Source organism: Actinoplanes teichomyceticus ATCC 31121 (assembly GCF_003711105.1).
GTDB lineage: Bacteria > Actinomycetota > Actinomycetes > Mycobacteriales > Micromonosporaceae > Actinoplanes > Actinoplanes teichomyceticus.
This window is the reverse complement of record NZ_CP023865.1, coordinates 1,004,410-1,028,899: the sequence shown is the minus strand read 5'-3', so window position 1 is coordinate 1,028,899 and position 24,490 is coordinate 1,004,410. Positions and strand designations below refer to the sequence as shown.

The 24,490-nt window shown below is 74.6% G+C and carries 20 protein-coding genes; 7 read left to right on the top strand and 13 right to left on the bottom strand.

All coding sequences use genetic code 11. From position 1 onward, the window contains the following. Nucleotides 1-287 precede the first annotated feature (287 nt). The 9 genes from ACTEI_RS04680 to ACTEI_RS36720 form a co-directional block, all read right to left on the bottom strand. The gene (locus tag ACTEI_RS04680) at nucleotides 288-479 is read right to left on the bottom strand and encodes a hypothetical protein (protein WP_122976518.1); all 192 of its coding nucleotides are present in this window, start codon (nucleotides 477-479) and stop codon (nucleotides 288-290) included. 93 nt (nucleotides 480-572) lie between these two features. Beyond that, entirely contained in the window at nucleotides 573-1,658 is a 1,086-nt protein-coding gene (locus tag ACTEI_RS04675; RefSeq protein ID WP_122981912.1) for an S-(hydroxymethyl)mycothiol dehydrogenase, read from the bottom strand. Between the two features lie 365 nt (nucleotides 1,659-2,023). Beyond that, on the bottom strand, nucleotides 2,024-2,479 hold the full coding sequence (locus ACTEI_RS04670; RefSeq protein WP_122976517.1) for a MarR family winged helix-turn-helix transcriptional regulator: 456 nt from the start codon (nucleotides 2,477-2,479) through the stop codon (nucleotides 2,024-2,026). A gap of 190 nt (nucleotides 2,480-2,669) precedes the next feature. Beyond that, the gene (locus ACTEI_RS04665) at nucleotides 2,670-3,059 is read right to left on the bottom strand and encodes a cupin domain-containing protein (protein ID WP_122976516.1); all 390 of its coding nucleotides are present in this window, start codon (nucleotides 3,057-3,059) and stop codon (nucleotides 2,670-2,672) included. Nucleotides 3,060-3,078: 19 nt separating this feature from the next. Further along, entirely contained in the window at nucleotides 3,079-4,764 is a 1,686-nt protein-coding gene (locus tag ACTEI_RS04660; RefSeq protein ID WP_122976515.1) for an EAL domain-containing protein, read from the bottom strand. 336 nt (nucleotides 4,765-5,100) lie between these two features. After that, nucleotides 5,101-9,369 carry an AAA domain-containing protein gene (locus ACTEI_RS38885; RefSeq protein ID WP_122976514.1) on the bottom strand — a complete coding sequence of 1,423 codons (4,269 nt, stop codon included), beginning with the start codon at nucleotides 9,367-9,369 and terminating at the stop codon, nucleotides 5,101-5,103. Nucleotides 9,370-9,550: 181 nt separating this feature from the next. Next, the gene (locus ACTEI_RS38880) at nucleotides 9,551-9,682 is read right to left on the bottom strand and encodes a hypothetical protein (RefSeq protein WP_262384650.1); all 132 of its coding nucleotides are present in this window, start codon (nucleotides 9,680-9,682) and stop codon (nucleotides 9,551-9,553) included. Nucleotides 9,683-9,798: 116 nt separating this feature from the next. After that, nucleotides 9,799-10,467: a hypothetical protein gene (locus ACTEI_RS04645; RefSeq protein WP_122976513.1), complete on the bottom strand. Its 669-nt coding sequence runs from the start codon at nucleotides 10,465-10,467 to the stop codon at nucleotides 9,799-9,801. Nucleotides 10,468-10,706: 239 nt separating this feature from the next. Further along, the gene (locus tag ACTEI_RS36720) at nucleotides 10,707-10,871 is read right to left on the bottom strand and encodes a hypothetical protein (protein ID WP_164465833.1); all 165 of its coding nucleotides are present in this window, start codon (nucleotides 10,869-10,871) and stop codon (nucleotides 10,707-10,709) included. 1,253 nt (nucleotides 10,872-12,124) lie between these two features. On the opposite strand from ACTEI_RS36720, the gene ACTEI_RS04640 reads away from it, so the two are divergent. The 3 genes from ACTEI_RS04640 (at nucleotide 12,125) to ACTEI_RS04630 (ending at nucleotide 16,719) form a co-directional block, all read left to right on the top strand. Then, nucleotides 12,125-13,420, top strand: a complete 1,296-nt coding sequence (locus ACTEI_RS04640) for an AAA family ATPase (RefSeq protein WP_122976512.1) — start codon at nucleotides 12,125-12,127, stop codon at nucleotides 13,418-13,420. 200 nt (nucleotides 13,421-13,620) lie between these two features. Continuing rightward, nucleotides 13,621-14,463 (top strand): bifunctional DNA primase/polymerase, encoded by an 843-nt coding sequence (locus tag ACTEI_RS04635; RefSeq protein WP_122976511.1) that lies wholly within the window; start codon nucleotides 13,621-13,623, stop codon nucleotides 14,461-14,463. A 447-nt stretch (nucleotides 14,464-14,910) separates the two neighbouring features. Further along, complete coding sequence (locus ACTEI_RS04630) at nucleotides 14,911-16,719, top strand: SpoIIE family protein phosphatase (protein WP_122976510.1); 1,809 nt, start codon at nucleotides 14,911-14,913, stop codon at nucleotides 16,717-16,719. A gap of 71 nt (nucleotides 16,720-16,790) precedes the next feature. Here the strand turns inward: ACTEI_RS04630 and ACTEI_RS04625 are convergent, their stop codons facing one another. Beyond that, nucleotides 16,791-18,332 (bottom strand): hypothetical protein, encoded by a 1,542-nt coding sequence (locus tag ACTEI_RS04625; RefSeq protein ID WP_122976509.1) that lies wholly within the window; start codon nucleotides 18,330-18,332, stop codon nucleotides 16,791-16,793. Further along, nucleotides 18,329-19,411, bottom strand: a complete 1,083-nt coding sequence (locus ACTEI_RS04620; protein WP_187645916.1) for a hypothetical protein — start codon at nucleotides 19,409-19,411, stop codon at nucleotides 18,329-18,331. Before ACTEI_RS04620 ends, ACTEI_RS04625 begins: the two co-directional genes overlap by 4 nt. A 159-nt stretch (nucleotides 19,412-19,570) precedes the next feature. Between ACTEI_RS04620 and ACTEI_RS04615 the strand changes: the two genes are divergently transcribed. Then, a complete protein-coding gene (locus ACTEI_RS04615; protein WP_122976507.1) occupies nucleotides 19,571-19,855 on the top strand; it encodes a DUF427 domain-containing protein in 285 nt (94 codons plus the stop codon). Between the two features lie 19 nt (nucleotides 19,856-19,874). Here ACTEI_RS04615 and ACTEI_RS04610 read toward each other — a convergent pair whose 3' ends face one another. Together ACTEI_RS04610 and ACTEI_RS04605 are read right to left on the bottom strand one after the other, a co-directional pair. Continuing rightward, nucleotides 19,875-20,207 carry a hypothetical protein gene (locus tag ACTEI_RS04610; protein WP_122976506.1) on the bottom strand — a complete coding sequence of 111 codons (333 nt, stop codon included), beginning with the start codon at nucleotides 20,205-20,207 and terminating at the stop codon, nucleotides 19,875-19,877. Between the two features lie 49 nt (nucleotides 20,208-20,256). Beyond that, the gene (locus ACTEI_RS04605) at nucleotides 20,257-20,823 is read right to left on the bottom strand and encodes a YbaB/EbfC family nucleoid-associated protein (RefSeq protein WP_145831111.1); all 567 of its coding nucleotides are present in this window, start codon (nucleotides 20,821-20,823) and stop codon (nucleotides 20,257-20,259) included. Between the two features lie 164 nt (nucleotides 20,824-20,987). Between ACTEI_RS04605 and fxsA the strand changes: the two genes are divergently transcribed. From fxsA to ACTEI_RS04590, 3 genes are all read left to right on the top strand, one after another. Further along, nucleotides 20,988-21,176 carry an FxSxx-COOH cyclophane-containing RiPP peptide gene (gene fxsA / locus ACTEI_RS04600; RefSeq protein ID WP_122976504.1) on the top strand — a complete coding sequence of 63 codons (189 nt, stop codon included), beginning with the start codon at nucleotides 20,988-20,990 and terminating at the stop codon, nucleotides 21,174-21,176. Between the two features lie 14 nt (nucleotides 21,177-21,190). Next, the gene (locus tag ACTEI_RS04595; protein WP_122976503.1) at nucleotides 21,191-22,627 is read left to right on the top strand and encodes an aKG-HExxH-type peptide beta-hydroxylase; all 1,437 of its coding nucleotides are present in this window, start codon (nucleotides 21,191-21,193) and stop codon (nucleotides 22,625-22,627) included. Between the two features lie 181 nt (nucleotides 22,628-22,808). After that, nucleotides 22,809-24,476: a putative bifunctional diguanylate cyclase/phosphodiesterase gene (locus tag ACTEI_RS04590; RefSeq protein ID WP_122976502.1), complete on the top strand. Its 1,668-nt coding sequence runs from the start codon at nucleotides 22,809-22,811 to the stop codon at nucleotides 24,474-24,476. Nucleotides 24,477-24,490: the final 14 nt, after the last annotated feature.

Sequence of the window (24,490 nt, the reverse complement as noted above, 5' to 3'; positions counted from 1 at the left end):
CGGCCACCGGCGCGGCGAGCGGCAGGCCGGGCAGATGCGGCGGGGGAAACGACGGCGGCATGCACGAGACCCAACCATCGGGGTACGACAATTCCGGTTCCACCGACGTTCGTGCGGGTGGTTTCTACCGGCTCAAGCGGTACAACACCCGGCTCGCGTCGACCCGCGGTCACCAACGCCGCTGTGGACTTGGCGGCCGCCGCCCCGGCTACGACCAAGGCTCCGGAGGCCGCCGGGACCGCGGCACGACCACGGTCCACGTCGAGTCGCCTGGTCATGACGCCGCGTTATGCGGTCGCTGCTCCGACGCACGTTGCCGTCCGGAAGGAGACCGACAGCGGCGGGTTGACCACCCGGTTCGGCTCGGGATCGCGCGCGGTGGTGCGCGGCGACTGCATCGCCTGCACGCCCCGCCGCAGGATCACCGTGCCGGGCACGCTCGCGTTCCGGTCAGTGACCTTGACCGGAACCGGCGCCACGCCCCGGCGGTGACCCGGGCCGGGGCGCGGCGTGGGCGCCCGATCACGCTCACCGGCGGGGCGACGTCCGCCACCCCGCGCGTGACGTAGGGGCTACAGGACGACGACCGAGCGCAGCACCTCTCCGGTGTGCATCTTGGCGAACGCCTGCTCCACCTGGTCCAGCGGGATCTCCTCGGTGACGAACGCGTCCAGGTCGAGGCGGCCCTGCCGGTAGAGCTCGGTCAGCATCGGGAAGTCCCGGCTGGGCAGGCAGTCGCCGTACCAGCTGGACTTGAGCGCGCCGCCGCGGCCGAAGACGTCCAGCAGCGGCAGCTCGATCCGCATGTCCGGGGTCGGCACGCCGACCAGCACCACGGTGCCGGCCAGGTCACGGGCGTAGAACGCCTGCTCGTACGTCTCCGGACGGCCGACCGCCTCGACCACCACGTCGGCGCCGAAGCCACCGGTCAGCTCCCGTACCCGGGCCACCACGTCGTGTTCCCGGGCGTTGATCGTGTGGGTGGCCCCGAAGCCGCGGGCCCACTCCAGCTTCCGGTCGTCGGTGTCGATCGCGATGATCGTGGTCGCTCCGGCCAGCGCCGCGCCGGCCACCGCGCCGTCGCCCACCCCGCCGCAGCCGATCACCGCGACCGAGTCGCCGCGGGTCACCCCGCCGGTGTTGATCGCCGCGCCCAGCCCGGCCATCACGCCGCAGCCGAGCAGCCCGACCGCCGCGGCCCGGGCCTGCGGGTCAACCTTCGTGCACTGCCCGGCGTGCACCAGCGTCTTCTCCGCGAACGCGCCGATGCCCAGCGCCGGGGACAGTTCGGTGCCGTCCTCCAGGGTCATCTTCTGCGCCGCGTTGTGGGTGGCGAAGCAGTACCACGGCCGGCCCCGGGTGCAGGCCCGGCAGGCGCCGCAGACGGCCCGCCAGTTCAGCACCACGAAGTCGCCGGGCGCCACGTCGGTCACCCCGGCGCCGACCGCCTCGACCACGCCGGCCGCCTCGTGCCCGAGCAGGAACGGGAACTCGTCGTTGATGCCGCCCTCCCGGTAGTGCAGGTCGGTGTGGCACACCCCGCACGTCTTCACCTGCACCACCGCCTCGCCCGGCCCCGGATCGGGCACCACGATGGTGGCCACCTCGACCGGCTTGCCCTTCGCCCGGGCGATCACGCCCCGAACCCGCTGACTCATCTCGCCGCACCTCTCCTCGTCGACCGGTCCGATCCGGACCACCCTCTCATCCGCACGCCGCGGGACGGGCGAGATCCCGAACGCCGCGGGACGGGCAAGTCCGCACACCACGGGACAGGCGAGTCCGCACACCACGGGACAGGCGAGTCCGCACAGCGCGCGACGGGCGCGACCGCACAGCGCGGAACGAGCGCGACCGCACAGCGCGGAACGAGCGCGACCGCACAGCGCGGAACGAGCGCGACCGCACAGCGCGGAACGAGCGCGACCGCACAGCGCGCGACGGGCGCGACCGCACACCGCGGCGCAGGCCAGACCGCACACCGCGGGACGGAACCGGACTGCCGTGCACGCCGCAGGACGGCTCAGGCGGGTGGATCATCCAGCAGAGCGCCGGTGAGCCGGTTGAGCTGGCGCACCTGCGCGGCCGTCAACCGGTCGAAGATCAGCTGCTGGACCGCCTCGGCGTGGCCCGGCGCGGTCGCCACCACCTTGGCGTGCCCCTCCTCGGTGAGCACCGCGATCTGCACCCGGCCGTCGGTCCGGTCCCGCTCGCGCCGCACCCAGCCGTGCTGCTCCAGCCGGCTGACCACGTGCGAGAGCCGGGACAGCGACGCGCAGGCGCGCCGGGCCAGGTGGCTCATCGGGAGCCGGCGGTCGGGCCGCTCGGACAGGGTCATCAGCACCAGATAGCCCATGTGCGTCAGGCCGGCGTCCCGCTGCAGCTGGGCCTCCAGCGCCGCGGGCACCTTGACCAGCACTTCGACGAGCCGCCGCCAGGTCGCCTGCTGCTCCGGCGTCAACCAGCGGGGCTCGTCCATGCTCGAAGGTTAGTGGCGTTCGGACAGTCCGGCATGGGCCGGGCGGACAGCAATCCACAGCGGGTCACCGAATCGATCGACTTACGTGAACCTCAGCGAGTACGCTGTCCGAGGACTTTCTACCCCGACACGACGCCGGAACCGGCTGGCTGGGGGGCCTCGGCCGGTTCCGGCGTCGTGTACCCGTGGGTCATGCGGACGGCGGCTCGTCCTTGCCCGCCTCCTCGGCCGCGTCCGCCTCCTCCTTGGTCCTGTGCACCGCGCCGTCGGCGTGCTCCGGCGGGCCGTACACGGTGTAGAGAACCAGCGGGTTCGGCCCGTCGTTGAGGAAGTTGTGCTTGCGCCCGGCCGGCACCACCACCAGGTCGCCCTGGGCGACCGAGCGGGTCTGCCCGGAGACGACGGCCTTGCCGACGCCGCTGACGAAGGTGAGGATCTGGTCCACCTCGTGGACCTCCTCACCGATCTCGCCACCCGGTGGGATGGTCATGACGACGAGCTGGGTGTGCTTGCCGGTCCACAGGACGCGGCGGAAATCCGGACTCTTCTCGGCGACAGTGGCGATCGTGAAGTGCTCCATGCGCCCACGTGTACCCGTCTCAGGCGCTCGGCAACCGGCCCGGCACGACCGGCGACGGGCGACCGATCAGATAGCCCTGGACGTAGTCGACGCCGAGCTCGCGCAACATCCGCAGGGTCGCGTCGTCCTGCACGAATTCGGCCACGGTGTGGATCCCGTACGCCTGGCACACCTGCACCAGCGCCCGCACCAGCACCTGGTCCTGCGGGTTGTCGACCAGGTCGACGACGTACTCCCCGTCGATCTTGACGAGGTCGATCGGGAAGAGCCGCAGATAGCGGAACGACGCGTAGCCCGACCCGAAGTCGTCCAGCGCCAGCGAGCAGCCGAGATCCCGGATCCGGTCGGCGAATCGGCGCGCCTCGCTCAGGTTGCCGATCAGCGCGGTCTCGGTGATCTCGAAGGTCAGCTGCTGAGGATCGACCCGGTACTGGGCGAGCAGGCGCTCGACCTCCGCGGTGAGCCGGGGATCGCCGACCGATCGGCCGGACAGGTTGATCTGCAGGCCCATCCCGGGCTGCTCGGCGGCGAGCCGCATGGCCCGCTCCACCACCCACAGGTCGATGTCGAAGACCGCGTCCAGCCGTTCCGCGGTGTCCAGCACCTGGATCGGCGACTGCGGGCCGTCCGCCTCGTCGAGCACCCGCAGCAGCAGCTCGTGCCGGGTCACCCGGTTGGTCTGCAACTCCAGGATCGGTTGCGAGTAGAGGGTGAACCGGTCGGTGCCCAGCGCGTCGGCGACCCGGTTGCGGTACGACCCCTGCCGGTCCCGGGCCGGCACCGGATGCGCGACCAGGGTGAGCGGCCGGTCCGCGTCCCGGGACTGCCGCCACGCCTGCTCGGCGTCGATCAGCAGATCGTGGCTGCCCGCCTCGCCGTCCGGGCGGAACCGGACCAGCCCGCCCCAGACCCGCGCCCCGATGTCCGCGCGCAGCGCCTCGACCAGGGCGCCGGCCTGCTTGCGGGCGACCGTCCAGGTGGTGGCCGGGAGCAGTGCCGCGATCTCGTTCGGTCCGACCCGGCCGAGCAGCTGCTCGGGGGCGAGGCGGCCCTCCAGCGTGCGGGCGGCGCGGTGCAGCAGGTCGGCGTTGCGTTCCGGGCGTACTCCCGCCCCGCCGTCGCCGGCGCCCTCGGCCTGCACCCGCAGCACCAGAAGCGCGCCGGCGGCCAGGCGCAGCGCACGGTCGATCTCGTCGGCGAACCGTGGCCGGGTCAGCAGGCCGGTGGCCGGGTCCGGCTCGATCAGCGAGGATTGCACGGTCTCGCCGCGGCGGGTGAGCCGGTCGTCCTCCCGGCGGGCGCGTTCCCGGGCGGTGACGTCGCGCACCGTGCCGCGGATGCCGCGGACCGTGCCGTCCGGGCTCATCATCGGTTCCAGCCGGCAGTCCACGTCGAACCAGCCGCCGTCGCCACGCATCAGCCGCACGGTGACCGGCACGCCGGCGCGGGTGGTCCAGACCTCGGTGATCGCGCCCAGCGCCGCGGCCAGGTCGTCCCGGTGCACGTAGCGAGCCAGGATCTGGCGGGTCATCTCCTTCTCGGCGGGCGCCCGGCCGAGCATCGCGGAGAGCGCGGCGGACCAGACGATCTGGTCGCTGGCCGCGGTGTAGGAGAACCAGGCCGCGCGGTCCGGCGCCGGCGGGCGCTGCTCGGGCAGCGGCGTCGCCGGGAACGCACAGCGCTCCCGCTCCTCGGGCACGGTCATCCGCCGACACCTCCCCCCTTGGCCACGGCCGCCTCACCTGCCGCCGGGCCCCTCACCTATTACGACCTGTCACCGGGCCGTAGTAACAGGGGACGCCAGAGTCAAAGTTTTGACGTTTCCGTAGGCAAGGCCAGGAGCAGGGAATTATCGCCCATCCAGAGTATCGAAACAACCGAACGGCGGACCGCTTTACCGCTCAATTCCACCGAAAAGCGTCTCGCCCTCCATGACGGACAGTCACTACCAGTATCCGACGGGGAACCTTGCGCGATCTCCTACCCGCCCGGCGCCGTCCACATGCACGCCACGTTCCGGCAATCTCGCTGTACGTGATCGTCAATCGGCGGCCGGCCGGATCTCCAGCTCGGCGATCCGCTGCCAGACCGGCCGCATCGCCGCCTCCGGCTCGCGCGCGAAGACGCTGCCCCGGATGCGGACGAACACGCAGTCGGCCACCCGCTCCAGCAGCGCCTGCCGGCGCATGTCGCTCTCCCACCGCTCCGCGCCCGGCCAGGCGTCGCCGTCGCACTCGATCGCCAGCCGGCGGCCGTCCGGCGCGTCCAGCACGAAGTCGATCCGATGGTCGCCGATCGGCAACTGCCGGATCGGACGGTGCCCCCGGGCCACGAGCAGCCGCAGGACGTAGCGCTCCAGATCGCTCTCGCACGCCGCCGCCGGATCGCTCGCGGCGGTCCGGGCGGCGGGCAGCCGCATCGCGTACGACAGCAGCAGCGCCCGCGCGTCGTCCGCGAGCAGTTCCTCCGGCCGCACCGAGTGGTAGATCCACAGCTGGTCGCGGGCGCGGGACGCGGCCACATTGATCCGCCGGTGGTAGTCCCGCCTGGTGAAGGCGGCGATCCGCTGGTCCCGGCCGGACACCACCATGGACAGCAGCACCACGTCCCGCTCGTCGCCCTGGAACGTGTACGCGTCACCGACCCGCAGCCGCCGCGCCTGGATCTCGTCCTCGCCGATCGCCTCGCGGATCCGCCGGAGCAGGTAACCCGCCTGCCCACCGCTGCTGAGCAGGCTGATCACGCCGAGCGTGCGGCCGTCGTACCGGGGATCCGTGACGATCCTGGTGACCCGGTCGACCAGCGCGTCCGCCTCGTCGGGGTTGACCTCACCGAAGCCGGGCAGGTTCCGCCGGACCCCGTCCGGGCAGTACACGTTCCGGATCGGCGGCAGGGACGGCCGATCCGCCCGCAGCGGCATGATCTTGCCGGCGTAGTAGTGCCGCGAGGAGAACTCGATGATCTGCGGCACGCACCGGAAGTGCTCGGTGAGCAGGATCCGCTCCGGCGACCGGCGCACCGCGTGGTCGTAGAGCGACGACTCCGGGTCGAAGTGCTCGGCCGAGGGCACATCGCTCAGATGCCGCCGGATCAGCCCCTGCACCGGGCCGACGAAGCTCAGCTGCGGGCCGACCTGCTGATCGTCGCCGACCACCACGGCGCGCTCGGCCAGGGACAGCACCGGCAGCGCGAACAGATCCGCCTGGGACGCCTCGTCCACGATCACCACGTCGAACTTCGCGCCCCCGGCGAACTGCTCGATCGCCCGGTCCACCGACATGACCCAGACCGGCACGGCGGCCACCGCGGACTCCAGCGCGCGCTGCGCGTGCGCCTGCCAGAGCGCGGCGCCGCGCCCGGCGCCCTTCCCGATCTTGCGCAGCGCGGTGGTCCAGTCGGCCAGCGCGGCCCGGCGCCGGTCGTCCAACGCGCGGGCCACCTCCAGCCAGGCGGAGGCGACCACCAGCTCGCCGGTCAGCCGCCGGATCGTCGTCCGGGCCCGCTCCACCCGGCGGCCCAGCGCCGCCGGGTCGACGTCGCCGACCACGCTGTCGAACCAGGTCTGCGCCCGGCGCCACTCCCACGCCTGGAGGCAAGCCGGCCCGGAGACCACCGGATGTCCCCCGGTGGCGATCTTCGCGGCCCACTCCGGCGCGACCGCCGCCAGCCGGTCGTGCAGCGCCTGGAAGCGCAGCACGTCCGGCTGCAGCAGGGCCACCCGCCGGATCTCGGCGATCGCCTCGTCCCAGCCGTCCAGGGTGCGCCAGGCCGCGGCCAGCTCCGGCCACGGCGCCAGCCGCTCGGTGACCGCCCGTTCCGCGGCCTGCGCATGGTCCAGGCCGAAGACCTCACCGGCCCCGTCGATCATCTCGGCCACCGCCGCCAGTCGCGCGCCGTCCGGCTGCAGGCCGGCCTGCGGCACCCGGGCGGTCACCCGCTCCACCAACGAGGGCCAGCGCCGCAGATCGAACTCCAGCGACTGGGCCGCCTCGGCCAGCAGCGCCCCGGCCCACACCGGAGGGTCGGTCCAGCCGCCGCTCGGCTCGTCGATCCGCAGCCGCTCCACCCATTCCACCCAGACGTCACCGAGCCGCCGGTGCGCCTGCGCGCGCCGCACCCGGGCGGCCACCAGATCGACGTCCGTGACCGTGCGCATCGGCTCACCGTCCACCCGGATCTCCTCGGCGACCCGGAACAGCCCGGCCTGCAGGAGCCGGTTGAGCCCCCGGCCGGCGGCGAACCGCTGCCGGATCTCGGCCAGCCGGGCGAGCAGCAGTCTCGGCTCGGCGAGCAGGGTCGCCCCGATCTCGACGCGGTGCCCGGCCTGCTCCCTGGCGCCGGCCGCCAGCTCGTCGAGCAGCGCCGCGACGGTGGACACGTGGTCCGCCCACAGGGTGCGCCAGTGCTGGTCGTCCATCAACCGGCCGAGGCGGTCGGTCCAGGTGCCCTCGCGGCGGCGCAGCCAGGCGACCGCATCCCGCAGATCGCTCGTCAGCTCGGCGTGGGCGGTCTGCTGCTCACGGCGTACGCAAGCGAGGTCGACATGCTCCGACAACCGGGACAGACGCTCCCGCGCCGCCGAGATCCCGGCCCGGCGGGCCGCCGCGGTGGCGGCGTCCGGCAGGTCCATGATCTCCGGGAGCGGCCGCATCGCGGCGGCCCGGTCGTCCGGCGTCAGCCGGGCGGCCAGCTTGAGCAGCGCGGCGAACTCCTCGATGGTCAGCGGTGGCGGGCCGGACACCGAGTCCGGGATCCCGCCGTGCGCCGCGGCCCGCTCCCGCAGCCAGGCGCCGACCTCGGCGGGCAGCAGGCTCACCCCGCCGATCCGGTACGTCGCCGCCTCGCTCTCGGCGATCAGCCGCAGCCCCGCCATCGCGTCGGTCAGCTCCCGCTCGGCCTCCTCCAGACCGGTGGTGAGCCGCTCCACCCGGCGCGCCTGCGCCTCGATGTCGAGCGTGGCGGCCCGGTCGGACAGCTCCCGCGCGGCCAATTGCAGCTGGGCCAGCTGATCGGTGGTGCGGCCGAGCACCGCCAGGCACAGCGCCCGCACCTGTTCGGGCAGGCCGTCGCGCAGCACCCGCAGCGGCTCCTCCTTCTGCGCGACCACCAGCACCCGCTTGCCGTTCGCCATCAGATGGCAGATCAGATTGCGGATGGTGTGCGTCTTACCGGTACCCGGCGGACCCTGAACGGCCACGTTGCGGTGCTGGGCCAGGCGGCGCGCGATCGACTCCTGCGCGGCGTTCGTCGGCAGCGGCATGAGCAGCCGCTCACCGACCCGCCGCCAGTCCCGCGCGCGGTCGTCCGGCATGGCCAGCCGGCTCGGCTCGTGCGCCAGGATCGCGGCGAGGGCGCCGACCGGATCGGTGGCGCGCCCGGCGGTCAGGCGGTCGCGCAGATTCTCCAGGAAACCGCGGAGCTGCCGCTGGCGTGGGCGGGCGAAGAGAACGGCCGTATCGCGGACCGACGCCCGCTCCCCCGGCCCCGCAGCCGCGCCCGCCACGAGCACGGCGCGGTCGTGGCCCAGACAGGTCAGGGCACGCTGGAAGAACTCGCGGCGTTCGAGGTCGTCCCAGAGATCGACCTGCACCACGCCGCCCGGCCCGGCCAGGTCCCGCAACCGGGCGAGATGCCGTTCGTCGAGGCCGTGCAGGGCATCGGTCTGCAGCCGGGCCGGACCGGACGGGGAGACGGTGATCAGGGCGCGGTCCGCGTCGTACTCGATCAGGACCGGGGTGGCGACCAGCGGATAGCGGACCCGGGCGCCGTCGATCGCGGTCTCCAGGATGCCGTGTCCCCAGACCAGTTCGGTCGTGGCGGCCGCCATGTCCAGCTGGTGCATCCGGTCGAGGAGCCGGCGGTGCAGGTCACGGGTCTGCTCGGCAGCCTCGGAGTCGGCGGCGGGCTCGGCGCCGGCGGGCTCGGCACCGGCGATGACGTCGGCCTCGGCGCCGGCAGCGGGCTCGGCACCGCCGGTGACGTCAGCAGCGGGCTGGGCACCGCCGGTGACGTCAGCAGCGGGCTCGGCACCGCCGGTGACGTCAGCAGCGGGCTCGGCACCGCCGGTGACGTCAGCAGCGGGCTCGGGGCGCAAAGTGACCGGGGGCGGTGGCTTCGGGCGGCCGACCCGCAGCCAGGAGGCGCCGTCCGGGCCCGGGCCGGTCCGGCAGTCCGGATGTGCCGGCAGGGCGTCCAGCCAGTGCGCGTCGGAGGGCACCGTGCGGGCCGGGCGGTCCATCTGCGCGCGCACCGCGAGGAGGTAGTCGGCGACCGCGACAGCCCGGTCCCGGATCGTCGTGGGCGACTCCATCCCGTGGAGTTTAGAGGCGGGGCGCGCCCGCCGGTCGGCACGGTGGTCAGCCCGTAGCGGGGCGTCCGGCCCGGGATCGCGACGGCCGGGGGCGTGCTTCGGAGGCACGGTCCGCCGCACCGGGATCAGGCCTCCCCGGGCCCGGACACGTGCTTCGGAGGCACGGTCCGCCGCACCGGGATCAGGCCTCCTCGGGGTCGCGGCCGACGGCGGACCGGCCGCCGTCCAGCGGGATGATCGCGCCGCTGGGGAACGCCGCCGCGTCGGAGAGCGGGACGGTGACCACCTCCGCGACCTCGGCCGGGCGTCCCATCCGCCGGAGCCGCTGGAGCAGGGCCCGGGGCGGAACCTGCGCCGGAACCGGTGGACGCCGCCCAGGGCGGGAGGGCGGCGTCCACCAGGCGGCTCCGGCCCGCCGCGGCACAGGGGTCAGGGGAACCGCATACGCCGGGGGCGCGGGATGACCGGCGGCGGCAACGGCAGGTCGTCGAGGTGGCTCCAGTTGAGGGTGCCGTTGTCGGTGGACTTGACCTCGCCGAGGCAGGCGCGGAGCAGGCCGAGGTTCGGCGCGCCGGCGTACCCCGCGATGACCACCTCGGGTTTCGGCTCGATCCGGGCGATCGCCGCGCAGATCTTGGCGACCTCGCGCTCGTCGACCGCGTCCAGCGGGAGCGGCGACTCCACCGGGGACCGGCGCCACTGCGGGCCGAACCGGCCGAGCAGCTCGCGGGCGAGCCGGCCGAACGAGCGGCCGACCTCGGCGTCGGCCATCGAGATCAGCGCGGACTGGCCGTAGCACCACGGCACCAGGACGTGGCCGTTGATCAGGACCAGTTGGTAGACCGATTTCGGGACGCTGATGATCTCGGCGCCGGGCAGCGTGCCGAGGAAGAGGACGAGTTCCTCGTACGGCAGCGGCCACCGCGGGTTGCCCAGCACGCGCTCCACGGTCTGGGTCATGGCCGGGTGGGCGTGCACCTCGCGGTCGATGGCCGTGCTCAGCGCTTCCGGCACCCGAGTCCACAGTTCGTCGGCGACCTTGTCACCGAACTGCTCGACCAGCCAATCGCTCGGACCGACGAGAACGTCTGGACGCATTCCCACCACCACCGTCCGTGATGTAGACGTCACTGCTGGCTAGAAGAGTTGCACTTCCAATGATCGACTGGAAGGGGCCACAACGAGATCATAAAAATCACGATGAATGTAATCTCGGGTGTCGATCAACGATTAGCCACCACGCCGGGGCGTCGCGCGCGGAGATGACCGAACCTGCAACTTGCGCGGCGAACCGCACGCGCAAGTTGCAGGCCGGTTTCGCTATTCCTGCGCACCCACTATTGAACCCCTGAACTATTTCCGACCGGTGACGACTCCGCGAACATCACCACACACGGCATGATCAATAGGTCCATCACCTGCGCCATGACCCACTTGGTGATCATCTTGGCCGGGGCGCCCGGGCGGCCGCCGAGGATCGAAACCACTTCCATCCACTGCATCCCGCTTTCACCTAGATCCATCCGGTCGCGTCCCGGATGCCATCAGCAGGCCGAGCCCCCAGCTCCGCGCAAGCCGGCCAGGGCGAGTGTCGGATACCCGTCAGAACATTCGTTCGCCGGCCACGAAGTCCGGCAACCGGCCGGCGGCGCGAAGTGGATCTTGCGGATCGGACCCGCCCGCGGCCCGCCGGAGCCGGTGACGCCGCACCACCGGAGAGCATATCCGCGGGCGCCCCGGGCGGCGCGCCGAAAAGCCGTGATTCCACCGTCGCCCGCGGGCCGCAACACCGCCACAATGGCGGCGCCGGGCTCATGACAAAGGAATTCCCGAACGAAACGGCACGGCCGGATGAAGGCGACCGGGAAACGCCGGAAGCGCCAATGGAGTGGAACGGACGCGATTCGACCGGCCCGCGACATCGCTTCCGAACGGATCGGCGGCACCGGCGCCAATCAGCGGACGGCCGCACCCCGCGGCGCGGCGCGGCACAATTGCATTCGGTCCGGCGGCAGGCGCCCGGGGCCACGCCGGCGACCGCCGCGCGCCGCACCCGGACGGACGCGGAGCGCCTGGTCGCACCGCCTCGCGCCGGGCCGCCCGGCACGACCGCAAGGCCGCGCCGGGCATCGCCGGCCCGGATCGCCGCCCCGGCCACGAGCCGTCACCGGGCCCGATGCGCGCGAACGGCCGGCGACGGGGTGGCGCGCAGCGGCACGACGACCCGGGTGGACGCCGGGCGGCGACGCGAGGCCGGAACCCGGCCCGGCGGCCGCCGGGCGGGCCGCGACGCCGCCGGTGTCGTGTCCATTAATCCCGATCCATGAAAGGGCCCGGCGTGCCGCCGCACGGTTCCGGCGCGGCGCCGCGTCACGCCGATCGATCCCTTTCCGGGTACGCCGAGCGCCGCCGCCGGGGAATCCCGCGGCGGCCGTGGACAGGGTCGGTCCGGCCACGCCGCACCTTTCCGGTCGCCGCGCCGGAACGCCGCGGAAACCGGCCGGACGCGGCGGTCGCGGCGCGCCGCCGGATCAACTTCACGGCCTTTCGGTACGACCGGCGCCGGCGCGGCGGATCGGTTCCGCCGCCCCGCCGGCAGCGCTCACACCGCCGCGCGGCGCCCGGACGGAGCCGGCCCGTCCGGCCCGCCGGACGCCCGGGTGGCGGCTGCCCGCCCACACCGGCGGACTGCCACCGTGGTGGCCCTCGCGCCCGCCGGACGGGGGCCGCGGGCGGACCGCGCTACCGTGCCCGGGTGAGTTCCGTCAGCCCGGCCGAGGAGGCCGCCACCGTCATCGCCGCGGTGCTCGGCGATCTCCGCTCCGGACGGCATCGCGGCATCGTCGTCGACTCCCCACCCGGCGCCGGCAAGTCGACGCTCGTGGTGCGCGCGGCCGGGGAGCTGGCCGCGACCGGTGCGCCGCTGATGATCGTGGCGCAGACCAACGAGCAGGTCGACGACCTGATCGAGCGGCTCGGCGCGCGCAGCCCCGAGGTGACGGTCGGCCGCTTGTCCGCGGTCGACTACCAGCGCACCGACCGGGTCCGCGAGCATCCGAACTGCCGGGTCGCGGCCAAGGTGCCGGACCTGGCGTCCCCCGCCGTCACCATCGGCACGGCCGCCAAGTGGGCCACCGTGACCGAGGGCAGCTGGCCGTGGGCGATCGTCGACGAGGCGTACCAGATGCGCTCGGACGCGCTGCTGCGGGTCGCGCCGCGCTTCGAGCGGGCGCTGTTCGTGGGCGATCCGGGTCAGCTCGACCCGTTCTCCACCGTCGAGGTGGACCGCTGGACCGGCCTGTCCTGGGATCCGATGCAGAGCGCGGTGGCGGTGCTGCTGCGACACAACCCGGACCTTCCGGTGCATCGGCTGCCGGTCTCCTGGCGGCTGCCGGCGTCGGCCGCGCCGGTGGTCGCCGAGGCGTTCTACCCGTTCACCGGGTTCCGCTCGGGCACCGGCCCGGGCGAGCGCACGCTGCGCTTCGAGCGGCCCGCCGAGACCGACCTGGACCGGGTGCTGGACGTCGCGGCGAAGACCGGCTGGGGGCTGCACGAGCTGCCCGCCCGGTTCACCGTGCGCACCGACGCCGAGGCGGCCGCGGCCTGCGCCCGGCTCGCCGCCCGCGCTCTGGCCCGTGGCGGGGTGGCCGCCTCGGAGGCCGGCAGCGGGGTGCTCACGCCCGGCCGGATCGCGATCGGCGCCGCGCACCGCGACCAGGCGGCGGCGATCCGCGCGCTGCTGCCGCCGGAGGCGGCGGGCGTCACCGTCGACACCGCGAACCGCCTGCAGGGCCGGGAGTACGACCTCACCGTGGTGCTGCACCCGCTCTCCGGCCGACGCGACGCCACCGCCTTCCACCTGGAGTCCGGTCGCCTCTGCGTGCTCACCTCACGGCACCGGCACGCGTGCGTGGTGGTGACCCGCGCCGGCATCCCCGAGCTGCTCGACGCGCACCCGTCGATCGAGCCGGTGCACCTGAACGTGCCGGTCCGGTTCCCGGACGGCTGGGAGGCGAACCACGCGATGCTGGCGCATCTGTACCGGACGTGACCCGGCGGTGGCCGTCGAACGCCGCGCCGGCCGCTGTCACGGCCGGCGCCGGACGCCGGTCACCTCGCCGCAGTGGCCGTCCACGGGCGCCCGGTCCGCCCGGGGGACGCGGAGATCGCCCGGCGCGCGGGCAGCCGGGTCGCCTGGCACGTGCGGTCCGGGCGCTGCCGGGGAGCCGGATCTGTCGTACGGTTGTTCTAATGTCGCTCACGGCCGCACTCGCGTACGCCCGGCACGGCATCCCCGTCCTGCCGGTGCACACGCCTGACCGGGGTGGGTGCTGTTCCTGCCGGCGGGGAGCCCGATGCGACCGTCCCGGCAAGCACCCGCGATCGCGGCACGGCGTGCGCGAGGCGAGCACCGATCCGCGCCAGATCCAGCTCTGGTGGGCGCACTGGCCACGGGCCAACGTGGGCCTGCGCACCGGCGTCTTCATGGACGTCGCCGACGTCGACTCGCCGGAGGGCTGGCACGGGCTGCGCCACCTGCTCGGCGGCGACGTCCCGCCCGGCCCGCAGGTGCGCACCGGCCGGGGCGGCCGGCACCTGTGGTTCCACCCGACCGGATTCGGCAACCGGGTCCGCCTGCTGCCCGGCCTGGACTGGCGCGGCGCGGGCGGATATGTGCTGGCCCCGCCGTCGCGGCACGCCACCGGCACCGGGTACACCTGGATCCGCCGCCCGGGTCCGGCGCTGCCGGCCGGCCCGCCCGCGCTGCTCGCCATGATCGCCGGTCCGCCCCCGGCGCCGCCGGCACCGCTGGCCCACCCCGACCGGTATGCCGAGGTCGCCCTGGCCGCCGCGGTCGAGCGGGTCGCCTCCGCCGCCGTGGGCTGCCGCAACGACACGCTGAACCGGGCCGCGTTCGGCCTGGGCCGGCTGGTCGGCGCGGGCCTGCTCGACGCCGCCGTGGTCGGCCGCGAGCTGACGGCCGCGGCGCGGTACGCGGGGCTGGCGCCGGGTGAGATCCGCGGCACCATCCGGTCCGGTATGCGGGCGGGCGCCCGCCGGCCGTTCGACCGCCCATCCGGCCACGCCGCCTGAGCGGCCACGCCCCCTGAGCGACCTGAAGGCCACGCGGCCTGAGCGACCACGCGGCCCGAGCGGCCTGAGCGGTCACGCCCCCTGAGCGGCCACGCCCCCTGAGCGGCCACGCCCCCTGAGCGGCCACGCCGCCTGAGCGGCCACGCCGCCTGAGCGACCACGCCCCCTGAGCGGTCCCGCGGCATGAGCGGCCTCAGCGGCCACACGACCCGGCTGTGGGTCGCACGCCGCGCCGGGCGGCGCCGGGCCCGCGGCACGAACAGGTGACTGTGGGATGAGTCACCTATCGCCGCGGTCGGTCAATATAGCGCTCACCTGGGGCGCTGGCACGGATGAGGGGTTCGATACCGGCCGATCGGCCCACCGGAAACGGATGATCGGGTCGGCAGCGTGCGGGACCGCACGCGGCCCGCGCCGGTAGCCTGACAGGCGACCGGCCGGGGGGCGATGGTGCTTCAGTGGGACGTCATCGGCGACACCGAGCAGAGTGTGCTCGCCGATCCGGTGCGCCTGCGTTCGGTGCGGCGGCTGGGCGGCCGCGGGCCGGACGAGGCGTTCGACCGGGTGGCGATGCTGGTCCGCAAGCTGGTGGACGCCCCGATCGGGGTGGTCTGTCTGGTCGACGCGGACAAGCAGTACCTGGCCGGCCAGGTCGGCATGCCGGAGCCGTTCGCCAGTGACCGCATCATGCCGCTGACCCACTCGTTCAGCCGGCACGTGGTGGTGGCCGGCGAGATGCTGGTGATCCCAGACGTGCGCGCCGACCCGCGGATGTGCGGCAACCCGGCGATCACCCAGGTCGGCGCGATCTCGTACGCCGGCGCCCCGATCACCGACCCGGACGGCCTGGTGGTCGGCGCGCTGTGCGCGGTGGACCGCGAGCCACGGGACTGGACGCCGAGCGAGGTCGCGCTGCTCACCGAGCTGGCCGCGGTCTGCTCGTCGGAGGTGTGCCTGCGGATCGCCCGGGCCGTGGCCGAGGAGACCCAGCGGGCCGCCGAGTCGGCCCACCAGCAGCTGGAGCTGCTGACCGACCTGACCGAGTCGCTGGCCGCGACGATGGACGTGGACGAGGCGATGGGCCGGCTCGGGCGGATCGTCACGGCCGGGCTGGCCGACTGGTGCGTGGTCACCTACGCCGACGCACCGGGCGCCGCGCCGCACGTCAGCGCGGCACACCGGGATCCGGCGCGGGCCGCCGACATGGCCCGGCTGGCCGACCTGGCCGCCCGTTCCCGCACCGACCTGCAGACGGTCGTGCTGGCCGCGCGCCGGCACGGCCGGCCGGTGCGGCACGCCGACGGCCCGCAGAAACTGCGCGGCCGGGTCAGCGACGCCGAGCTGGCGGCGCTGGCCACCGCTGCCGGGCTCGGCTCGTCGATGGTCGCGCCGATCATCTCGCCGGTGCGGCGCCGGGTGCTGGGCGCGGTGCTGCTGGTCAACGGGCCGGGCCGGCCGCCGTTCACCGAGGCCGAGGAGCGCATCGCGGCGGAGATCGGGCGCCGGGCCGGGCTGGCGGTGGAGAACAGCCGGCTCTACCGCGAGCAGCGGCACGTCGCCGAGGTGCTGCAACGCAGCCTGCTCACCGAGCTGCCCGCGCTGCCCGGGGTGGAACTACACGCCCGCTACCTGCCGGCGCAGGACGGCGCGGCGGTGGGCGGGGACTGGTACGACGCCTTCGCCCAGCCGGACGGCAGCGTGATGGTCGCGGTCGGGGACGTGTCCGGGCACGACATCGAAGCCGCGGCCACGATGGGGCAGTTGCGGAACCTGGTGCGCGGGAATGCGTACGGCCGCAACGACGAGCCCGGTGTCCTGCTCGCCCAGCTCGACCAGACGCTGCACGGTCTGCGGGTGCCGGCCGCGGCCACCGCGGTGCTGGCCCGGGTCCGGCAGTCCTGGTCGGGGTACGCGATCGGCTTCGCCAACGCCGGCCACCCGCCACCGCTGCTGCTCCTGCCGGACGGCCGGGTGCAGGTGTGGTGGGTGCCGCCGGAGCCGCTGCTCGGCCTGCCCCTGCAGGAGCCGCGCACCACCTCGGTCCGGTACGTCCCGCCCGGCTCGACCCTGGTGCTCTACACCGACGGCCTGGTCGAGGACCGCGATCAGATGCTGGACGACGGGGTGACGCGGCTCGCCGAGGTGCTGCGCTCCTGCGCGGTGTACCCGGGGGACGAGCTGTGCGACCGGCTGCTGGAGGTGGCCTCCCGCCGCAGCGACGACATCGCCCTGCTGCTGGTCCGGCTCACCGGCTGAGGGGACATCGCCGTCCACCCGTGGCCGCGTTCCGGCCGCTCACCGCCGCCGCGCCCGACCCGGTGGCGGCATCAGGCGGGCGACTCGTCGCCGACCGGCGGGCCGCCGTGGGTCCAGGGCGTCTCGGAGGGGTCTGGGAGGACTCCACCGCGGCGGAACTCGTCGCTCAACGTGGTCAGCACCAGCCGCTCACCGACCGCCGGCACGCTGCCCGGCTCGGCCACCAGCTTGCGCCCCATCCCACCGGACAGCTCCAGCAGCACATCGAACTCCCCGGCAACCGGCGGGGCTGCGGCCGGGTCCGCGGCGGCCACCGCCGGATCGCCCGGAGGAGCCGCGAGCCCGGTCCGGTCCGCCGCGGGGACCGCAGCCCGATCGCCCGCGGAAGCCGCGAGGCCGGCCGCCGGGACCGGGGTGACCGAGACGACCCGGGCTTTCTGGCCGGGGCGCGCCGGTGACGTCAGCACCGCGCCCGGTTCGACCCGGACCGCCTCCGCGGTCCGCACCATGATCCGCGGCCGCAGCACCGGCCGTTTCCCGCTGTCGTCGATCCGGTCCGGCGCGGCCAGCGTCACCGTCCCGGCGAACGCCGCCCCGGCCAGCCGATACTCCGCCAGCACCAGGGGGTCGTCGAAGGCGCGCTGCACCGCGTACCGCGCGGCCGCGCTCTCCAGCCGCTGCAGCCGGGCCGCCGCCGCGACCGCGCCGTCCCGGCGCGGCTGCGGCGCCCCGCCCTCCGCGACGTACTGGGCGAACGCCGTGTACGCGTCCTTGTCCCCGTCCCAGCGCCCGGCCACCCGGGAGCCTGCCGGCAGCCGGCGCAGCAGGTTCAGGGTCCGCCACATCCGCTCCCAGGTGGGCAGCATCAGCTCGCGCAGCACCTCGGGCAGCTCCGGCGCGTCCCGCTCGATCAGCGGCCCGAGCACCCGGTTGTCGAAGTCCGGATCGGTGGCCGGCCCGGCGACCGGCCCGTTCTCCACCGCCCGGGCCGCCTCGGCCCCCTCCTCTATCCACGCGAGCAGCACGCCGAGCTGGGCGTCCTCGGCGCCGCTCTGCCCGGTGGCCCAGTGCAGCGTGAGCGCCTGCACCGCGTTGGCCAGCAGCGACGAGCCGGGCACCTCGGCGCTGTTGGCGAAGAACGTCAGCCAGCGCCCGAGCAGCGGCACGGTGGCCGGGACCGGGTGTTCGCCGTCCACGGTACGGAACCGGGTGGACCGGCCGAACAGGCGCAGGAAGTCGACGCCACCCGGGTTCGGCACCCAGAGCTGCGGGGCGTCGGCGTACCGGGTCCGGATGTCCTTGCCCCGGTCGGTCGGGACGTCCTCGGTCGCGTCGGTGAACGAGTCGACGTACCGGATCAGGATCCGCCCCAGCCGGTCGGCGAACCGGAATCGTTCGTCGCGGTCCCGGGGCTGGGTGACCACCAGCAGTTCCGGGCTGGCCGGGTCGGTGCCGGCCAGGGCGGCCAGCGGCGCGTTGGCCTCGCCGGCCATGGCCAGCGGGATCAGGACCATCGGATGGTCGTGCACGTGCAGGTGGCGGACGGTGGCGATGGGCTGTGCCCGCCCGGCCGCGACGGCCTGCGCCCGCGCCAGCGCGGTGAGCGTGCTCAACGGGCGGCCCCGGCCCGGGAGCCGTCCGCGGCGGCGACCGCCTCCTCGCGCAGGCGCAGCGCGGCGCGCAGGAGGGCGGCGGCCTCGGCCTGCGCCGGCTCCGGCTCGCGGGCCCCGGACGCCAGCGCGAGCACCTCGGCCACACTCTCGATGCCGCCCAGCGCCTCCCGCACCGGCCGTCCCAGCGCCCCGGTGGTTCCCGCCGCCTCGTGCCGGCAGAACACCGAGAGTTCGCAGGTGGACAGGCATTCCGGGGCGTAGCGCGGCGCCACGTGGCCGAGCGCCGCGGTCAGCTCCTCGGCCGGCCGGCTCGGGTCGAACGTCAGCCCGTCCGGCAGTGCGGCGATCAGGTCGCCGACCGAGGACAGCCGGGACAGCTGCCGGCGCAGCGTGGCCAGCTGCTTGCGGACGTCCAGCCGCACCGCGACCGGGCGCATCGCGAAGTTCTCCGGGCACACCAGGATGACCTCGTGGTCGACCAGCAGCGGGTCCATGCCCAGCCGGCCGAGCAGCTCACGCAGCGCGAGCACGTAGACCGCGGCCTGGGTCGCGGCGGCGGAGACCTTGGCGCTGTCCGCCTGGCCGTCCACGATCGCGAACGACTTGATCTCGACGACCTGCAGGCGGCCCCGATGCGCGTACGCCACCAGGTCGGGCTCCAGGTAGACGGTCTGGCCGGCCACCTCCAGGGTGAGCAGCGGGTGGTCGATCAGCGCGGCCTCGGCCCCGGCCAGCAGCCGCAGCGTGCGCTCGTGCCGGTCGGTGAGCGTGTCGTCGGAGTCCGCGCCGAGATCCTGGTAGCGCAGCTTCGCGTCGCCGGCGCCGAGCGCCGAGCGCAGCAGCGCGCAGTCGTCGGCCTTGAGCATCGCCTCGAACGCGTTGCCACGGGTGAGCGCGAACCGGGACTGGCCGAAGCTGCCCGGGAAGCCGACCGCCTCGGCCAGCTTGAGCTTGTCCACGCCCGCCGCGTCCAGCACGGCACGCCGGTTGCAGCCGGGATTGCCGGTGAGGGCGGCGATCGTGCGAGCGTTGTGCCGCTTGGCCTTCCCGGGGCCGCGCAGCTGGTCGAGCCGGGTCATCAGGGCCGTTCTGATCGGGGCTGGGCGTTACGGGGGCGCACCAACCAGAGACTGTAGATCTTCTTACCCGGCGGCGGCAATGGCACCGGGTTTCACCCCCGAGAGGTGAATAAATCGCGCATATCCGTCGTATTCCGCGTAGCGCGCTAGGTTCGGGACATGCCTAAGGCCATCTGGAACGACGAAGTGATCGCGGAGAGCGACGACACGGTGGTGATCGAGGGGAATTACTACTTCCCTCGCGCCTCGGTCCGCGAGGACCTGCTCATCCCCTCCGACACGCACACCGTCTGCCCGTGGAAGGGCAGGGCGTCGTACTACTCGCTGCGCACCGACGGGCAGACCGTCGCGGACGCCGCGTGGTACTACCCGGACCCGAAGCCGGACGCGGCGGCGATCCGTGACCGCATCGCCTTCCGCAAGGACGTGCAGGTGCAGAGCTAGACCCGACCACGAGGCCCACTCACGCGATGCGCGGGTGGGCCTCCTCGATCGCGGTGACCTCCAGATAGTCCAGCATGTCCCGTTGCTCGTCGGGATCCAGCGCCCGGAAGGCGGCATACGCCTCGCCCCGCGCGTTCGCCGTCTCCGCCGCGAGCAGCGCGATGATCGCCGACCAGGCCAGCGACACCCGGTCGAACAGCCGGGCCCGGCGCAGCGAGGTGAGCCGGGTCAGCATCGCCACCTTGCCGACCGCGTCGTCGTCGTGCGGCAACCGGTCGCAGAGCTCGAAGAGCGCCTTGCCCCGGTAGGGATGCTCGGCCTCGACCATCCGGGCCAGCTCGGCGTTGCTCATCCGGTCGACCGGCGGCGCCGGTCCGCGCCGCGGCAGGCGAGGGCTCGGCTCAGCGTGCACGGCTGTCCCGCCCGCTCTCGAACCCGTTGCCCGGCGTCTGGTGCGGCAACGTCGGGGTGGCGGTGAAGGACGGGAACGGCGGCGGCGCCGGCATCACCGGGGCGGCGTCCGCCCCGGACCATTCGCCCAGCTCCGCGGGCCCGCGCCACCCGTCCGGCTCCGCGGGCCCGCGCCACCCGTCCGGCTCCGCCGGCCCGCGCCACCCGTCCGGCTCCGCCGGAAAGCGCCGCGCGAAGCTGTCGAGCACGGCCCGGCCGGTCTCGGTCCGCGCGCCGACGGTCTGCTCGACCGCGTCCGCGACCCGGTCGGCCAGCGCCGACTGGGCCCGCCGGACGGTCGAGAGGATCTCCGCCGCCAGGCCGGGCGCGCCCAGGCCCAGACAGCGTTCGTCCAGCTGCAGCCCGGTCACATTGCCGGAACTCGCCACGGTGACCAGGATCGCGCCGTCCGCACCGGAGGCCGACGCGCGCAGCGTCGCCACCCGGTCCGCCAACGCGGCTGCCGCGCCCCGCGGGCGGGGCGCGCCGTCGCCAGCGCCCAGATCTCCACCCAGCACGTTCTCGCCCTCCGTTACCGAATCGCGGTGGTGTTGTCCCATCAGATCACGACCGCGCCATCCCCGCGAGCACCCACGGTAGCGACTCCCGGCGCTCACCCGACCCGGCGACCGCCGTAACCTTCAAGCAACGCATCGACCGCCACGATCGAGAGGGGGGTGCCGTGGAGACCGGTCAGCCGGACGACGGACACGCGCCGGAGTGGCAGTCCGCGATGCTCGACGTCTCCGGATCCACCCTGGCCGAGCTGGTCGCCCGCGACGACTCCGCGCTGGAGCGCTGTCTGCGCCGCCTGGCCGACGATCTGGCCGGCCCAAGCGAGCAGATCGCCGGCTTTAACTCGGCGCTCTGAACGGCCCGGCTCCGTTGCACCCGTTCCGGCTCGCCGACGCCGAGCTGGCCGGCCTCGGCGCCGGCCGGCCCTCGGCCGGCGCGCTCGGCGTGCTGCGCCGAGCCCGGCTCAGCCGCCATCTGCTCCTGTTGCGGGAGGTGCGGCGCGCGGTCGCCGAGGACCCCGCCTGGTACGTACGGCTGCACGCGCTGAGCTCCGACGAGTTCCGCGCCCACTGCGCCGACCCGATGACCGGCCTGTGGGCGGCCCGAGCGCTCGCCGCTCTCCGCACCGGCCCGCCCGCCGAACCCGGCCGGGCGGCGCTCGGCGACCTGCCCGAGCCGGCCGGGCACCCGCTCAGCGTGACCTGCGCCGGGCGCCGCCTGACCGTCCGGCTCGACGACCGCGGCCCGCTGCGCCACCTGCTCGGCCTGCCCGCCGCCGCGCCACTGCGCCCGGACGAGGTGGCGCGGTGGCGCGAGCACCTCGACGCGGCCTGGACGATCCTGGTCACCCGGCACCCGGAGGCGGCCGGCACGCTCGCCGGGGTGCTGCGGGTGATCGTCCCGGCCCGGCCGGACCCGCTCGCCGAGGGGGTGAGCGCGACGTCGGCGGAGGCGTTCGGCGCGGTCGCGCTGTCCGCCCCGGCCAGCGGCGTCCAGCTGGCCGTCGCGCTGCTGCACGAGACGCAGCACAGCGTGCTGAACGCGGTGCACGGCCTGTTCGAGCTGGTCCACCCGGGTACGGAGCCGGGGTACTCACCGTGGCGGGAGGATCCGCGCCCCACGTTCGGCATCCTGCACGGGGGCTACGCCTTCCTCGCCGTGACCCGCTTCTGGCGTACCGAGCTGCGGGGCGGGTGCGGCGGTGAGGCCGAGTTCGAGTTCGCGCGCTGGCGGGCGGCGGTGCACCGGATGGCGGGCCGGCTGCTCGGCGGGGGCCGGCTGACCGCGGCGGGCGCCCGGCTGGTGACCGCCCTGCGGGACGAGGTCGAACCGTGGCTGGCCGAGCCGGTCGATCCGGAGGTGGTCCGGCTGGCCGACCTGGCCCGGGCCGACCATCACGCGCGCTGGCGGCTGCGGAACCTGACGATCGCGCCGGACGACGTGGCCGCCGTGGCCCGGGCGTGGCGGGCCGGCCGCGCCGCCCCGGCCGTGGCCTCCGTGGTGGCCCCCGGCCGGCGGGTCACCGATGCGGGTTCCCGGCTGCGCCTGATCCGGGCCGTGCTGCGCGGCGACCCTCCGGCCGCCGGCTCCGCGGACGCCGCCTGTGTGCGGGGCGACGGTGCGGCCGCGCTCACGGCGTACCGGGAAGCTGTGCGCCGCGACCGCGCCGACGGCGCGGCCTGGAGCGGGCTCGCTCTCGTCGCCCCGCAGCCGGCCCTGCGCCACCGGCCGGAGCTGGTCCGCGCCGCGGCGCTCGCCGCGCCGGAGGCCGACATCGCGGACCTGGCCGCCTGGCTGTCGCGCTGACCCGCGGACGCACCGGCCGGCGGACGCCCGGCCGCACGAGCGACGCCGCCGCCCCGGCCCGGCGGCGCTCGGTTGCAACTCGGTTGACCTGCGGTTCTGCGTTCGGTAGCAGGTGTGGAACGCGAGCCGGATCACTCAACCGGGCGGTCACCGGCCCGATGTGAGCGGCTGGAGGTGGATCGTGGCTCGCAGAGCACTGTTGGACCGGATGCGGCGCGTCGTCGACGACGGCATCGTGCTGGCTTCGCTGGTACTGCTGGTGTGGCCGGCGGATGCCGCGGACGTGACCTGGACGGCCCGGCTCGTGCCGCTGGCCGCGGCGCTCTGTCTCGGCCTGGCGATGCTGCTGGTCGTGCCGGAGCGGCCGATCCTGCGGTTCGCGCCGACCGCCGCGGCGCTGGCCGTCAGCGGCATCCGGCACGTGCAGGGTGAGTTGGCGGCCGGCGCGATCTGGCTGCTGCTCGGCATGGCCGTCGCGGTGCTGTTCCGGCGCTGGGCCGGGGCCGGCTCGGACGGGGCGCTGATCCGCGACCTGAGCACCCAGCGCGCGCTGCTGGCCCGGCAGGCGTACCGGGACCCGCTGACCGGGGTCGGCAACCGCCGCATGTTCCTGGAGCGGGCCGGACACGAGCTGGCCGAGGCGAGCCGGACGATGACCGCGGTGATCGTGGTCGATCTGGACGGCTTCCGCGAGCTGAACGAGACCCACGGCCACGAGATCGGCGACGACCTGCTGCGCGCGGCGGCCGAGCGGCTGGCCGCGAACGTCCGCGCCAACGACACCGTGGCGCGGCTCGACGGCGACGAGTTCGTCGTGCTGCTGCCCGGGCTGGAGGACGAGCAGGCCGCGGTCGCGGTCGCCGAGCGGGTGCTCACCGAGATGCACCGGCCGCTGGAGTTCGACGGCGTCACGATGAGCGTCCGGGCCAGCGCCGGGGTCGCGATCACCGCGGGCGGCGGGATCGACGCCGTGCTGCGCGAGGCCGACCAGGCGCTGCACCGCGCCAAACTCGACGGCGGCGGCACGGTGCGCCGGTTCGACCCGGAGCTGTTCGCCCTGGAGGAGCAGCGCCGCAAGGCCGAGGGCGACATCCTCCGCGCGCTGGACGTGGGCGAGTTCGAGGTGCACTACCAGCCGATCGTCGACCTGGACGGCGAGCACACCGTGGGCGTGGAGGCGCTGGTCCGCTGGCGGCACCCGGAGCGTGGCCTGGTCCCGCCGGGCGTCTTCCTGGACATGGCGGAGTCGCTCGGCCTGCTCCCCCGGCTCGGCGGCTGGGTGCTGGAGGAGGCCTGCCGGCAGGCGGTGAACTGGCAGCGCCAGTTCCCCGGCTTCGAGATGAACGTCAACCTGTCCGCCTCCCAGCTGACCAACCCGCACCTGGTCGCCGAGGTCCGGGCGATCCTGGAGCGCACCGGGCTGGATCCGGAGCACCTGGTGCTGGAGCTGACCGAGTCGGTCGCGCTGACCGACCTGGTGGAGTCCGCGCGGGTGCTCAGCGAGCTGAAGTCGCTCGGTGTGCGGATCGCGCTGGACGACTTCGGCACCGGTTTCTCCTCGCTCAGCCACCTGAGCGCGCTGCCGGTCGACGTGGTCAAGATCGACCGGTCGTTCGTGCAGGCGATGCCGGACAGCGGCGGCGCGTCGGTGGCCGAGGCGGTGCTGCACATCGCGCGCACCTTCAACCTCGCGCCGGTGGCCGAGGGCGTGGAGGACGCCGCGCAGGCGGAATGGCTGCGGGAGCTGGCGTGCAGCCGGGCGCAGGGGTACCACTTCGCCCGCCCGATGCCGGCCCTCGGGGTCACCGAGCTGCTGGACCGGCAGGCCGACAGGGACATCTGCGCCTGAGCCGCACGGCGGCG